Annotated in this window: 13 protein-coding genes; 6 read left to right on the top strand and 7 right to left on the bottom strand. The window is 63.2% G+C overall.

The genetic code is table 11. The features are described 5' to 3' along the window. Nucleotides 1-130: 130 nt before the first annotated feature. Nucleotides 131-385, top strand: a complete 255-nt coding sequence (locus ABVN19_RS11410) for a DUF2790 domain-containing protein (protein WP_084168045.1) — start codon at nucleotides 131-133, stop codon at nucleotides 383-385. Here the strand turns inward: ABVN19_RS11410 and dkgB are convergent. Next, the gene (gene dkgB, locus ABVN19_RS11405; RefSeq protein ID WP_028946071.1) at nucleotides 382-1,185 is read right to left on the bottom strand and encodes a 2,5-didehydrogluconate reductase DkgB; all 804 of its coding nucleotides are present in this window, start codon (nucleotides 1,183-1,185) and stop codon (nucleotides 382-384) included. The two genes, ABVN19_RS11410 and dkgB, sit on opposite strands and share 4 nt — an antisense overlap. A 161-nt stretch (nucleotides 1,186-1,346) precedes the next feature. Here dkgB and ABVN19_RS11400 point away from each other — a divergent pair, with 161 nt between their 5' ends. Beyond that, nucleotides 1,347-1,967, top strand: a complete 621-nt coding sequence (locus tag ABVN19_RS11400; protein ID WP_028946072.1) for a TetR/AcrR family transcriptional regulator — start codon at nucleotides 1,347-1,349, stop codon at nucleotides 1,965-1,967. A gap of 9 nt (nucleotides 1,968-1,976) precedes the next feature. Here the strand turns inward: ABVN19_RS11400 and ABVN19_RS11395 are convergent, their stop codons facing one another. Then, nucleotides 1,977-2,456 (bottom strand): GNAT family N-acetyltransferase, encoded by a 480-nt coding sequence (locus ABVN19_RS11395; protein ID WP_028946073.1) that lies wholly within the window; start codon nucleotides 2,454-2,456, stop codon nucleotides 1,977-1,979. 94 nt (nucleotides 2,457-2,550) lie between these two features. Here ABVN19_RS11395 and tam point away from each other — a divergent pair, with 94 nt between their 5' ends. After that, nucleotides 2,551-3,315, top strand: a complete 765-nt coding sequence (gene tam, locus ABVN19_RS11390; RefSeq protein WP_028946074.1) for a trans-aconitate 2-methyltransferase — start codon at nucleotides 2,551-2,553, stop codon at nucleotides 3,313-3,315. Here the strand turns inward: tam and ABVN19_RS11385 are convergent. From ABVN19_RS11385 to hydA, 4 genes are all read right to left on the bottom strand, one after another. Continuing rightward, the gene (locus ABVN19_RS11385) at nucleotides 3,296-3,661 is read right to left on the bottom strand and encodes a DUF2784 domain-containing protein (protein WP_028946075.1); all 366 of its coding nucleotides are present in this window, start codon (nucleotides 3,659-3,661) and stop codon (nucleotides 3,296-3,298) included. The genes tam and ABVN19_RS11385 overlap by 20 nt on opposite strands. Before the next feature lie 20 nt (nucleotides 3,662-3,681). Beyond that, the gene (gene preA, locus ABVN19_RS11380) at nucleotides 3,682-4,956 is read right to left on the bottom strand and encodes an NAD-dependent dihydropyrimidine dehydrogenase subunit PreA (RefSeq protein WP_105641982.1); all 1,275 of its coding nucleotides are present in this window, start codon (nucleotides 4,954-4,956) and stop codon (nucleotides 3,682-3,684) included. Then, complete coding sequence (locus tag ABVN19_RS11375) at nucleotides 4,957-6,324, bottom strand: NAD(P)-dependent oxidoreductase (protein ID WP_105641983.1); 1,368 nt, start codon at nucleotides 6,322-6,324, stop codon at nucleotides 4,957-4,959. Nucleotides 6,325-6,405: 81 nt separating this feature from the next. Further along, nucleotides 6,406-7,851: a dihydropyrimidinase gene (hydA, locus tag ABVN19_RS11370; protein WP_105641984.1), complete on the bottom strand. Its 1,446-nt coding sequence runs from the start codon at nucleotides 7,849-7,851 to the stop codon at nucleotides 6,406-6,408. A 345-nt stretch (nucleotides 7,852-8,196) separates the two neighbouring features. On the opposite strand from hydA, the gene ABVN19_RS11365 reads away from it, so the two are divergent. Both ABVN19_RS11365 and ABVN19_RS11360 read left to right on the top strand, forming a co-directional pair. Continuing rightward, nucleotides 8,197-9,684 carry an NCS1 family nucleobase:cation symporter-1 gene (locus ABVN19_RS11365; RefSeq protein WP_028946079.1) on the top strand — a complete coding sequence of 496 codons (1,488 nt, stop codon included), beginning with the start codon at nucleotides 8,197-8,199 and terminating at the stop codon, nucleotides 9,682-9,684. A gap of 43 nt (nucleotides 9,685-9,727) precedes the next feature. Beyond that, nucleotides 9,728-11,011: a Zn-dependent hydrolase gene (locus ABVN19_RS11360; RefSeq protein WP_028946080.1), complete on the top strand. Its 1,284-nt coding sequence runs from the start codon at nucleotides 9,728-9,730 to the stop codon at nucleotides 11,009-11,011. Between the two features lie 126 nt (nucleotides 11,012-11,137). On the opposite strand, the gene ABVN19_RS11355 is transcribed toward ABVN19_RS11360, so the two are convergent. Continuing rightward, nucleotides 11,138-12,007 (bottom strand): LysR family transcriptional regulator, encoded by an 870-nt coding sequence (locus tag ABVN19_RS11355; protein WP_028946081.1) that lies wholly within the window; start codon nucleotides 12,005-12,007, stop codon nucleotides 11,138-11,140. 280 nt (nucleotides 12,008-12,287) lie between these two features. On the opposite strand from ABVN19_RS11355, the gene ABVN19_RS11350 reads away from it, so the two are divergent. Further along, nucleotides 12,288-13,601, top strand: a complete 1,314-nt coding sequence (locus ABVN19_RS11350; RefSeq protein WP_353632810.1) for an MFS transporter — start codon at nucleotides 12,288-12,290, stop codon at nucleotides 13,599-13,601. The last annotated feature ends 16 nt before the right edge of the window (nucleotides 13,602-13,617 follow it).

The following is a 13,617-nucleotide window of genomic DNA, read 5'->3' as shown; positions in this document are numbered from 1 at the left end:
TTAACCGATTTGGCCCGCAGGTTGCCGTTGATCCCCCGGGCCGACGCCTGGCCAATCGCGCGCCACACTTTAAGGGTCGGGGTTCTCCGGCACACCGGTGAACCTCTTGCACTCGAACAGGAGCGTCGCCATGTACCTGCGAACTCTATCAAGCCTGGCAATGGGGCTTGGCCTGCTGTTGACCGCCAGCGCCCAAGCTGATTCACCTACCGCTGTCTACCACTACGGCATGCCACTGGACATTGCCCAGGTGCTCGACATGAGTGAGCCTGCCACCGAACTCTGCGATGTGGTCAAGGCGCGCATGGTCTATGTCGACTCGGCGGGCCAGCAACACACGCTGCAGTACCTGAAGCTCGCACAGGCCTGCAGCGACCACGATTAGTCCCAGGCGGGTGCCAGGCTTTCGGGGTTGGTCAAGCGCAGTCCACTGTCCAGCGCCGCGATGCGGGCCATGTCCTCGTCGTTAAGTTTCAGTTCGCGGGCCTTGAGGTTGCCGGCCAGGTTTTCGCGACGGGTCGAGGATGGGATCACCGCATAGCCCAATTGCATCGCCCAGGCCAATGTCACCTGCGCCGGGGTGGCGTTGTGCTGCCCGGCGATCTCCAGGATCACCGGGTCCTGCAGGACCTTGCCGTAGCCCAGGGTCATGTACGAGGTCACGGCGATGCCCTGGCTGTGCATGAACTCGACCAGGGTGCGGTTCTGCAGGTAGGGGTGCAGTTCGATCTGGTTGGTCGCGATGGCCTCTTTGCCGACCACGGCGATGGCCTGGCGCAGTAGGTCGATGGTGAAGTTGGACACGCCCATCTGGCGGGTCAGGCCCTGGGCACGAGCTTCTTCCAGGGCGCCCATGAACTCGGCGACCGGCACCGCGCCCTGGGGTGACGGCCAGTGGATCAGGGTCAGGTCCAGGTAATCGGTGCGCAGCTTGCTCAGGCTGTCCTTGAGGCTTGGGATCAGCTTGTCGGCACCCAGGTTTTCAGTCCAGATCTTGCTGGTCAGGAATAGCTGGTCGCGGGGGATACCGCTGGCGGCCATGGCGTGGCCGACCTCGGCCTCGTTGCCGTAGATCTGGGCGGTGTCGATGGCACGGTAGCCAAGCGCCAGTGCCTGGCTGACCGAGTCGATGACGACCTGGTCCTTGAGACGGAATGTACCGAGGCCGAGCAGGGGAATGGACATGGGAGGGCTCCTCGAGAAGGGCGATTGCAAGTGAGGCGTGCAGTATTGCCAGTGTGCGGCGTGGGAAAAATCCCTGTTACAACACAACTTTTTTGCCTGCGCCGCACGAATCCGCCAAGCCTGGTGGTAGCCTTGCAGGGTCAGTCGCAATGGATCTGGTCATGACCCGGCACAAGCTCAGCATTCGTCAACGCAATGTTGACAACATCCTCCTGGCGGCCGAACAGGTCTTTGCCGAAAAAGGCTTCGCCGGCACGGCCATGGCCGACATCGCCGAGGCGGCGCAGTTGCCGCGCAGCAATGTGCATTATTACTTCAGCACCAAGGCCGAGCTGTACCAGGCGGTGCTGTTTGGCCTGCTCGAAGTGTGGAAGCAGGATGCCTTGTGCTTCGAACTCTATGATGATCCGCGCATCGTGCTGTCGAGCTATATCCGCGCCAAGATGATCCATTCGCGGACCCGGCCCTATGGCTCCAAGGTGTGGGCCAACGAGATCATCCATGGTGCGCCGAATCTTGGCGCGGCGCTGGATGATCCGCTGTATGGCTGGGCGAAGATGAAAGAGGCCAAGATCCGCCAGTGGATCGAGGATGGCCGGATCCTGGCGGTGGAGCCTTCGGGGCTGTTGTACATGATCTGGGCGTCGACCCAGCACTATGCGGATTTCAGCCACCAGGTAGGGTTGCTCAATGATCACCAGCCGTTGACCGACCTGCAGTTCGAGCGGGCGGTACAGACGGTGACCAGTGTGATTTTGCGCGGGATCGGGTTGGAGCCGTAAGGCGTCGGCTTATTGGCCTGCAAATGCCTTCAGGCCTTCGCCTTCCAGGCGGTAGCGTACCCATTCATCCTGGGGCTGCGCACCCAGTGAGCGGTAGAACTGGATCGCTGGCTCGTTCCAGTCCAGTACGCTCCACTCCAGGCGTCCGCAGTCGTTGTCGCAGGCTTCCTGGGCGATATGGCGCAGCAAGGTCTTGCCCGCGCCACCGCCACGTTGTTCCGGCGTGATGTACAGGTCTTCAAGGTAGATACCGTTGCGCCCCAGCCAGGTCGAGTAGCTGTAGAAGTACACGGCGTAGCCAATGGCCTGGCCGTCGCGCTCGCAGATCAGGCTCTTGGCCTTGGCGCCGACGTCGAACAGGGTGCGCTCGACATCTTCTACCGAGGCGATCACTTCATGGCGGGCACGTTCGTAGTCGGCCAGTTCAGTGATGAAGGCAAGGATGCGGGCAGCGTCTTCGCGCCGGGCTGGGCGGATGTGCAGGGGCATGGCGGGCGTCCGTTCGAGGTGGGAAAGTGCGTTTATCTTACAAGGAAGGGGCGGGCTACAATCGCATTTCTCACCGATTAACAAGGACCCTGCAATGACCTGGTCAGCCGCGCAATACAGCACCTTCGAGAACGAACGCACCCGGCCGGTGCGCGACCTGGTGGCAGCACTGCCGCAACGGGCCATTCGCACCGCCATCGACCTTGGTTGTGGCCCGGGCAATTCGACCCAGGTGCTGGCCAAGCGTTACCCCGAGGCGGCCGTCACGGGGCTGGACAGCTCCAGGGACATGCTCGCTGCCGCCCGCCAGCGGTTGCAGGGCATTGAGTTCGAGCTGGGTGAAATCGGCACCTGGACAGCCCCTCAGGGCATGGATGTGATCCTGGCCAACGCTTCGTTGCAGTGGCTGCCCGATCACGCGCTGTTGTATCCGCATCTGGCCAGGCAACTGAGCGAAGGCGGCAGCCTGGCCATCCAGACCCCGGACAACCTCGACGAGCCGGCCCACCGCCAGGCCCGGGAGATCGCCAGCCGTGGTCCCTGGGCCGACAAGATCGGCGCGATCAAGCACCCGCCACGCCATAGCGCCGCCTTTTACTACGATGTACTCAGCCCGCACTGTCGCCAGGTGGATGTCTGGCGAACCACCTATTACCACCCGTTGATGGGCGGTGCCCAGGCAGTGGTGGAGTGGTTCAAGGGGTCGGCGCTGCGGCCTTACCTGGCTGCCTTGGGCGAGCAGGAGCAGGCGGACTTCCTCCAGCTTTACCTGCAGGCCATGCAGCACGACTATCCGGCGGCGGCAGACGGCAAGGTGCTGCTGCCGTTCCCGCGCTTGTTCATCGTCGCCACGCGCTGACGAACAGCCACAGGTAGATCACGGCATTGACCAGCACCACCACACCCCCGAGCACCCACTGGATGCCCGGGGTCAGCCCGGCAGGGTAGATGATCGGCCAGACGTAGTGCTCGACAAAGCCGCCCGCATAACCCGCCATGCCGGCAGCCTGACGCAGGTCGTTTTCCCAGTCGGTCAGCGGGCAGGGCAGGTGCAGGAACTCCACGGCGATGCCCCAGCACATGGCCGGCAGGTGCCACCACAGGGCGCCGCGCCATTTGAGCACCAACAGCCCGCCCAGTAGCACGAAGACAATGAACAGCAGATGCAGCAATACCAATCCATCGGCGCCCAGGCGGTACAGCATGGCGGTTGACTCCTCGCCAGTCAGGAGGCTTCGCGATAAGGGTTGCGCGGGTCGTGCAGCCAGTCAAGGAACGGCTTGCCGGTGTCCTGGGGCACCATCTCGATGCAGTCCTCCACCGGGCAGGTGATCTGGCACAGGTTGCAGCCCACGCACTCGGCGTCGATCACCTCGTAGCGGTGGCTGCCATCGGCCTGCTTGAGGTTGGCGATGGCCTGGTGCGAGGTGTCTTCGCAGGCTATGTGGCAACGACCACAACCGATACAGGCCTCCTGGTCGATCTTGGCAATCACCTGGTAGTTGATGTCCAGGTACTTCCAGTCGGTGGTATGGCCCACGGCGCGGCCACTGAAGTCTTGCAGGCTGCGGTAGCCCTGGCTGTCCATCCAGCGCGAGAGTCCGTCCTTCATGTCTTCGACGATGCGAAAACCGTGGAGCATGGCGGCAGTGCAGACCTGAACGGAACCGCAGCCCAGGGCGATGAACTCGGCCGCATCCCGCCAGCTGCCGATACCGCCGATGCCGCTGATGGGCAGGCCGCGGGTGGCTGGGTCGCGGGCAATTTCGGCGACCATGTTCAGGGCAATGGGCTTGACCGCAGAACCGCAGTAGCCGCCGTGGGTGCTCATGTCACCGACGATGGGCAGGGCGACCATGCGCTCGAGGTCGACGCTGGTGATCGAGTTGATGGTGTTGATCAGCGACACCGCGTCAGCTCCGCCACGGTGCGCGGCACGGGCCGACTGGCGGATGTCGGTGATGTTGGGGGTAAGCTTGACGATCACCGGCAGCGAGCAGTGCATCTTGCACCAGCGGGTGACCTGCTCGACGTATTCCGGCACTTGGCCGACCGCCGCGCCCATGCCGCGCTCGGGCATGCCGTGGGGGCAACCGAAGTTCAGTTCGATGCCGTCGGCGCCAGTGGCCTCCACCAGCGGCAGGATGGCTTTCCAGGATTCCTCCACGCACGGCACCATCAATGACACGATCAGCGCACGGTCGGGCCAGTCCTTCTTCACCTGGGTGATTTCCCGCAGGTTGATCTCCAGCGAGCGGTCGGTGATCAGCTCGATGTTGTTGATGCCCATGACCTCGCGGTTGATCCCGTAGTGGGCCGAGTAGCGCGACGAAACGTTGACGGCGGCCGGGTCTTCGCCGAGGGTTTTCCAGACCACGCCACCCCAGCCGGCCTGGAAGGCGCGGACCACGTTGTAGGCTTTGTCGGTGGGTGGGGCGGAGGCCAGCCAGAACGGGTTGGGCGCCTTGATACCAGCGAATTCGATTGACAGGTCAGCCATTTAAGCAGCCTCCACATTGAGCATCAGTTGGGCGTGGATGGCCTCGGCGGCCAGCTTGCCGTGCTGCACGGCCTGGACGGTGAGGTCCTGGCCAAGGTGGGTGCAGTCGCCGCCGGCATACACCCCGGGCAGGCTGGTGCGCATGTGTTCGTCAACGCGGATGCGATCGCCGTCGCGGGCCAGTGCCTGGGCACAGGTGTCGCTCAGGGCCTGCTCGTCGAAGGCCTGGCCGATGGCCTTGAAGATTGCATCGGCGGCCAGTTCGAAGGTTTCGCCGGTGGATTGCAGGCGGCCTTCGACCAGCCGTGTGCGGGCGAAACGCATGCCGCATACCCGGCCCTGATCGTCCAGCAACACCTGTTCGGGCTGGGCCCAGGTGAGCAGGCGCACCTGGTTCTCTTTGGCAATGTGCTGTTCGTGTTCGGTGGCTCCCATGTCCTCGATGCCGCGGCGGTACACCAGGTTGACGTCGCGCGCGCCCAGGCGGGCCATCTGCACGGCCATGTCGATAGCGGTGTTGCCGGCACCGAGCACGATGCAGCGGTTGGCCAGGGGCAGGGCGCTGAGGTCGTCGGCCTGGCGCAGTTCCCGGATGTAGTCGGTGGCGGCCACCATGCCTGGGGCACTTTCGTCGGCCAGGCCCAACTGGCGGCTGGCATTCAATCCAAGGCCGAGGAACACCGCATCGAACTGTTGCTGCAGTTCGGCCAGGCTGAGGTTTTGGCCCAGCACCTGATCGTGACGGATCTCGATACCACCGATCTGCAGTACGAAATCCACCTCGCGCTGGGCGAAGTCGTCGACCACCTTGTACTTGGCAATGCCGTACTCGTTCAGGCCTCCGGCCTTGGGCCGGGCCTCGAAGATCACCACGTCATGGCCGTGCCAGGCCAGGCGATGGGCACAGGACAAACCGGCAGGCCCGGCGCCGACCACGGCAATACGCTTGCCGGTAGTGGCCGCGCGCTGGAACGGATGTGCGGCAAACTCGGCGTGATCCAGGGCATAGCGCTGCAACTGGCCGATCAGCACCGGGGCACACTCCTGGTGATGGTTACGCACGCAGGCTTGCTGGCAGAGGATTTCGGTCGGGCAGACCCGTGCACAGCTGCCGCCGAGGATATTGGCCTCGAGAATTTTCTGCGCTGCGCCCTGGACGTTCTCCTGGTGAATGTTGCGGATAAACGAGGGAATGTCGATATCGCTGGGGCACGCATTGACGCACGGTGCGTCGTAGCAATACAGGCAGCGCGAGGCTTCCAGGGCGGCCTGGCGGGCGTTGAGCGGTGGCGCCAGGTCGCTGAAGTGCTCGGCCAGGGTGGCGTTGTCGGCGGTCGGTCGGGGGAGATGGTTGAGGGAATCGATCACGGTGGGTTCCTCTTTTTTTATTGTTTTTTCGCGGGTCAAGCCCGCTCCTAGCCGGTAGGAGCGGGCTTGACCCGCGATGCATCAACGCTTAACGGCAGTCGGGCGTAAATGCTCGGCTCGCTTGCTCAGCAGGTCGAACACCGCCGGGTATGCCGGCCGCTCGATATACCTGCCAGCACCGCGCTCGGCGCGCAGGTCGCCATTGGCCCAGACCAGCTTGCCCTGGCTGATGGTGTGGCTGGGGATGCCACGCACGGTCTTGCCTTCGAAGATGTTGAAGTCCACCTGTTGATGGTGGGTGGCGGCCGAGATGGTCCGGGTGCCCTGCGGGTCCCAGAGCACCAGGTCGGCATCGGCGCCCACGCGCAGGGCGCCCTTGCGCGGGAACAGGTTGAAGATCTTCGCGGTATTGGTGGAGGTCAGCGCGACAAATTCCTGCATCGACAATTTCCCGCTGTTCACCCCTTCATCCCAGAGCACAGCCATGCGGTCTTCGATGCCGGCGGTGCCGTTGGGAATGCGGCTGAAGTCGTCGCGTCCGACGGCTTTCTGCTCGGCACAGAAGCAGCAGTGGTCGGTGGCGGTGGTGTGCAGGTTGCCCGATTGCAGGCCGCCCCAGAGCGCTTCTTGGTGGCCGTCCTTGCGTGGGCGGAAGGGTGGACTCATCACATAGCCGGCTGCGGTCTGCCAGTCGGGATGGCGGTAGACACTGTCGTCCAGCAGCAGGTGCCCGGCCAGTACCTCGCCGTACACCGGCTGGCCTTTGGCGCGGGCATAGCTGATTTCATCGAGCGCCTCGCGGGTGGACACATGCACCAGGTACACCGGCGTGCCCAGGGTTTCGGCAATGCGGATGGCGCGGCTGGCCGCCTCGCCCTCCACTTGCGAAGGGCGCGACAGCGGATGCGCCTCGGGCCCGGTAATGCCCTCGGCCAGCAGCTTGCGTTGCAGGTGATAGACCAACTCGCCGTTCTCGGCATGCACGGTGGGCACCGCGCCCAGTTCCAGGCAGCGCTCGAAGCTGGCGACCAGGGTGTCGTCGGCGGCCATGATCGCGTTCTTGTAGGCCATGAAGTGCTTGAAGCTGTTGATACCGTGCTGGCTCACCAGTTCGCCCATCTCCTGGCGCACCTGTTCGCTCCACCAGGTAATGGCTACGTGAAAGCCGTAGTCGGCGGCCGACTTTTCCGCCCAGCCGCGCCACTGGTGAAAGGCTTCGAGCAGCGATTGCTGCGGGTTGGGGATCACAAAGTCGATGATCGAGGTGGTGCCGCCGGCAAGCCCTGCGGCAGTGCCGCTGAAAAAGTCTTCGCTGGCGACCGTACCCATGAAGGGCAATTGCATGTGGGTGTGGGGGTCGATGCCGCCTGGCATCAGGTACTGGCCGCTGCCATCGAGCATCTCGCAACCGCTGGGAATGTCGAGGTCGGTGCCGATGGCCTTGATCACTCCGTCGGCACAGAGCACGTCGGCGCGATAACTTTCCTCATGGGTAATCAGGGTGGCGCCACGAATCAAAAGCGTCATCAGATGCTCCTCGCAGGCTTGACCGGTTGTTGCCGGTTCTAGGTTTTGTACTCATCACAGCGTAGGTCAAAACCTGTCATCGCTGTCAGGAATTGAATCTAGTCGGCGATTCTGGATAGGGCAAATAATTTAAAAATAAGCTAATAATCAAGTTAACTAGTTGATTTACATAGATTTAAATGATTTTCGTGTTGGCAGGGAAAACGACCAGTGGTCCTGTCGTTCTTGACAGGTTGTGGAAATGGTCAAGATTTCACATGGGCACCCGTGATTGCCCGCAATGCCCGTGCAAGTACTCCAGCCATCGTCACGATGAGCAAAAAACACAACAACAGTGGAGCGGCCATGCAGCAGACCAGATCGCAAGTGAGCGAGCGCGACGGCTTATATGAACTCGAGGCCGGCAGCGACGTCCTCGACAGCCCCCGCTATAACCACGACATCGCCCCGACCAAGGTGTACGAGCGCACCTGGAACAAATGGCACATCACCGCGTTGTGGGTCGGCATGTCGATCTGCGTGCCGACCTACACCCTCGGCGGGGTGCTCACTGCCTACTTCGGGCTGACGGTGGGGGAGGCGTTGCTGGCGATCCTGCTGGCCAACACCGTGGTACTGATCCCGCTGACGCTCAACGCCTTTCCAGGCACCAAGTACGGCATTCCCTTCCCGGTGTTGCTGCGCTCCTCATTTGGCATCCTCGGCTCCAATGTGCCGTGCCTGATCCGCGCCCTGGTGGCCTGCGGCTGGTTCGGTATCCAGACGATGTTCGGCGGGTTGGCCATCCACCTGTTCCTGGGCTCGCTGTCGGCGGACTGGAAAGCCCTGGGCGGTACCGGCGAGGTGATCGGCTTCATGCTGTTCTGGTGCCTCAACCTGTGGGTGGTGCTGCGTGGCGCCGAGTCGATCAAGTGGCTCGAAACCCTGTCGGCGCCGCTGCTGGTGCTGGTCGGCGCCGGCTTGCTGGTGTGGGCATTGCCCAATGTCTCGATCAGCGAGTTGATGGCACAGCCGCCCAAACGGCCGGAGGGGGCCAGTGTGTATGGCTACTTCTTCGCCGGGCTGACGGCGATGGTGGGGTTCTGGGCTACCCTGTCGTTGAACATTCCCGACTTCAGCCGCTACGCCAAGAGCCAGAAGGACCAGATTCTGGGGCAGATTCTGGGCCTGCCGCTGACCATGTTCCTGTTCGCCGCCCTGGGTGTGGTGCTCACCGCCGCCTCCCAAACGCTGGTAGGCGAGACGGTCTCCGACCCGGTCAACCTGATCGGCCACATACAGAGCCCGATGTGGGTGGCGCTGGCCATGGCGCTGATCATCATCGCCACGCTGTCGACCAACACCGCCGCGAACATCGTTTCGCCCACCAATGACTTCCAGAACCTGGCTCCCAAGTGGATTGGCCGCACCAAGGCGGTACTGCTGACTGGCCTTGTCGGTTTGCTCCTGATGGGCCACGAGTTGCTGAAGAAACTTGGCTGGATCGTCAGCGATGTGAGCCTTGAAAGCGTCTATTCCAACTGGCTGCTGGGTTATTCGAGCCTGCTGGGGCCGATTGCCGGGATCATGGTGGTGGACTACTTCCTGATCCGCAGGCAAACCCTGGACCTGGCCGGCCTGTACCGCGACGACGTCTACCCGGCCTGGAACGTCGCCGGCTTCATCGCCTTCGGGGTGCCCGTGGTGCTGACCCTGCTGTCGTTGCAAAGCCAGGCGTTCAGCTGGTTCTACGACTTTGGCTGGTTCACCGGTTCCGCCCTGGGGGGCTTGATCTACTTCGCCCTGGGCACGCTCAAGGCGGCGCGCACGGCCAGTTTCAAACCCACTGTGTAACGCCCATGGCCCCCAGAGGCCAGGCACCTGATGGAGGTAACCCATGCAAAGCACACAGGACGTCCTGCAATCGAGCTTGCGTCATATCAACGGTGAGCGGCTCTGGCAGTCGCTGATGGACCTGGCCCAATTGGGCGCCACGGTCAAGGGCGGCGTGTGCCGCCTGGCGCTGACCGACCTGGACCGCCAGGCCCGCGACCTGTTCGTCAAGTGGACCCAGGAGGCGGGCTGTACCGTGAGCATCGACGGCGTGGGCAATATCTTTGCCCGCCGTCCGGGTCGCAACCCGCAACTGCCGCCGGTGATGACCGGCAGCCACATCGACACCCAGCCCACCGGCGGCAAGTTCGATGGTTGCTTCGGGGTGCTGGCCGGGCTAGAGGTGATGCGCACGCTCAACGACCTGAAGGTTGAAACCGAGGCACCGCTTGAAGTGGTGGTCTGGACCAACGAGGAGGGCTCGCGCTTTGCGCCGTGCATGATGGGGTCCGGGGTGTTTGCCGATAAATTCACCCTGGCCGATACCCTGGCCAAGACCGATGCCGAGGGAATCACGGTCGGTGAAGCGCTCAACGCCATCGGCTATGCCGGGCCGCGCGCGGTCAGTGGCCATCCGGTGGGGGCGTATTTCGAGGCGCATATCGAACAGGGGCCGATCCTTGAGGACCAGCGCAAGACCATCGGCGTGGTACTGGGAGCGCTTGGGCAGAAGTGGTTCGACCTGACCCTGCGCGGTGTCGAGGCCCATGCCGGGCCGACCCCGATGCACCTGCGCAAGGACGCCTTGGTGGGTGCCAGCGCAGTGGTGGCGGCGGTCAACCGCGTGGCCCTGGAACACCAGCCCCATGCCTGTGGCACGGTGGGTTGCCTGCAGGCGTATCCAGGGTCGCGCAACGTGATTCCGGGCGAGGTGCGCATGACCCTGGACTTCCGCCACCTGGAGCCCGCTCGGCTGGACTCGATGATTGCCCAGGTCAAGGATGTCATTGCCAGTACCTGCGAACAGCATGGTTTGAGCCACACCCTGACACCGACGGCCGACTTTCCGCCGCTGTATTTCGAGCACGGCTGTGTGGAGGCGGTACGCAGTGCGGCGCAGGGGTTGGGGCTGTCGCACATGGATATAGTCAGCGGAGCGGGACATGACGCGATCTTCCTGGCCGAGCTGGGGCCGGCGGGGATGATTTTCGTGCCGTGCGAGGGCGGGATCAGCCATAACGAAATCGAGAATGCCGCACCCGAGGACCTGGCCGATGGATGCGCGGTGTTGTTGCGCGCGATGCTGGCGGCGGCCCAGGCGGTGGCGCGGGGGAGGGAGGCAGCGTAGCGGTTTTTCGCGGGCAAGCGCGCTCCTGCAGGAGCGGCCTTGCCCCGCGAACAATCACCAATCAAATGTTGTCAGGTTGCGGCTAGGCACATACGCCTACCGGTGGCTTGCCCTGCGATGGTGATCTCAAAGACTGTCCCGAACCATCTGCAAGAACGTCGCCACAAGGCGCCGTGAACTCTGTTCGCGCAAGCACACCAATGTCTCGGTCATCCGCCGCTGACAATCCACGATCGGCAACGCGCACACCCGCGCATCGGCACCGAATTCGGCCGCCGACACCACCCCCACGCCAATCCCCACCACTACCGCCTCGCGCGCTGCCTCCCGGCCTTCGACCTGGATCGCCGGGCGGATACGCAGGCCGGCCCGTTGCATTTCTTCTTCCAGGGTCTGGCGGGTCACCGAGCCCGGCTCGCGCAGGACGATCGGCGTGTCATCAAGGTCAGCCAGGCTGATAGAGCCACGGCTGGCCCAGGGGTGGTTATGGGACACGAACGCCACCATCGGGTCGCTGCGCATCGGCACGCACAGCAGGCGCTCGTCATCCACATCGCGGCCCAGCAGGGCAAGGTCGGCCTGGTAGTTGAACAGCCGCAGCAGCGACTCGTCGGTGTTGCCGGTTTCGATCTTGACGTGAATGCCGGGGTACTGCTGGCAGAACTGGGCAATTTGCGGCAGCACGTGTACCGGCGCATCCACCGCCAGCACCAGGGTGCCGGTCTGCAACGCGCGTGAATCCTGGAGCAGTTCGTGGGCTTCGGCCTCACACACGAACAGGCGCTGGGTGATGGCCAGCAGGCGCTCGCCCAGGTCGGTCAACTGCACCGAGCGCTTATTGCGGTGAAACAGCAAAACGCCGAAGCGCTCCTCCAGTTTCCGCACCTGATCGGAGATCGCCGGCTGAGTCAGGAACAACCGTTCGGCGGCGCGGGTGAAGCTGCCGTGCAGGGCGACGGCATGGAAGGCTTTCAACTGAGCGTGGGAAACCGACATCACAGCACCTGTTACAAGCTGAGCTTATTTGTGAAATACGATAAATCGATTTTATTTATCAGTCAGTAATTGTTTCTATCTCTTTCAGCCCGGTGCGTCTCTTGCAGTGACCAGCGGGTCATGGGCCTGGCTGACAACGTATAACAATACCCGCATGCTCCAGGTTCCATCTGACCAGGTGTCGACCCTGACCGGTCGTCACGCAGTGCGCAACACAAGAAAAACACAGGCGTTTTTAAAAATTCTGCCGGCACACTCAAGCTCCGAGGTCAGAGTCACCATGAACAAATACAGTGCAGATATAAAGCGTTGGCGCGTGCAGATCTTTGCTATCACCTGGATTGCCTACGCCGCGTTCTACTTCACCCGCAAAGCTTTCTCGGTGGCCAAGCTCGGCATCGGCGAAGACCCAAGCTTTACCCTCGACAAAATGGCCATGGCCAACCTCGACGCCATCTATCTGGCGGCCTATGCGGTTGGGCAGTTCACCTGGGGCATGCTTGCCGACCGCTTCGGTCCACGGGTGGTGGTGCTGGGCGGTTTGATCATCTCGGCGGCCGCGGCCCTGGTCATGGGCAGCTACGCCACCTTTCCGATCTTCGCGACCTGCATGCTGGTCCAGGGCCTGGCGCAGTCCACAGGCTGGGCGGGGCTGTGCAAGAACATCGGCAGCTTCTTCCCCTCGTCGCAACGCGGACGGGTACTGGGGCTATGGAGTTCATGCTATGCCTTCGGCGGCCTGGTGGCTTCACCGTTTGCCGGGTGGTGGGCGTACACCCTGATCGGCACCTGGCATGCGGCGTTTTTCTCCAGTGCCGCGGTGGTGGCGGTGGTGGCGGTGCTGTTCTTTTTCCTCCAGCGCAACAAGCCTGAAGACGTCGGCCTGCCGGCGGTAGAGCCAGAGCCTGAAAGCATGGTGCCCGGCACTACGATCTGCAGCGTGTGGGCGCCACTGCGCGAGATCCTGCGCAACCGCACGGTGCTGACCCTGGGCCTTGCGTACTTCATGCTCAAGCCAGCGCGCTACGCCATCTTGTTGTGGGGCCCGGTCATCGTCTTCGAACAGATGCCCTCGGTGGGCAAGGTCGGTGCGGCGATTATCCCTACCGCTTTTGAACTGGCCGGTCTGTTGGGCCCGATCATGATCGGCCTGGCCTCCGACAAGCTCTTCGGCGCCCGGCGCATGCCGGCCTGCGTCATCAGCCTGCTGGTACTCACCGTGGTGTTGGCGCTGTTCATGGGGGCGATGCAAAGCGGCAGCGTGCTGTTGGTAGTGGCCTTGCTGTTCGTCATGGGCCTGACCCTGTACGGGCCAGACTCGATGATCAGCGGCGCCGCTGCCATCGACTTCGGCACGGCCAAGGCTGGCGCCACGGCGGCAGGCTTCGTCAACGGCTGCGGTTCGGTGGGGGCGATCCTCGGTGGCCTGCTGCCGGGCTACTTTGACGGCGTCACGGTGTTCATCGTGTTTGCCGCCTGTGCCCTGTTCTCGGCGCTGGTACTGGTGCCGCACTGGAACAGCCTGGCCTTGGCCGAGCATACCCCGGCGGTCGCGCCCAACACCGCCATGGCAATCAAACCCCTGCGTACCTGAGACTTTCGAGGAAACC

This window comes from Pseudomonas vranovensis, assembly GCF_040438935.1.
In the GTDB taxonomy this organism is placed as follows: Bacteria; Pseudomonadota; Gammaproteobacteria; order Pseudomonadales; family Pseudomonadaceae; genus Aquipseudomonas; species Aquipseudomonas vranovensis.
This window is presented reverse-complemented; position numbering and strand designations above follow the sequence as displayed.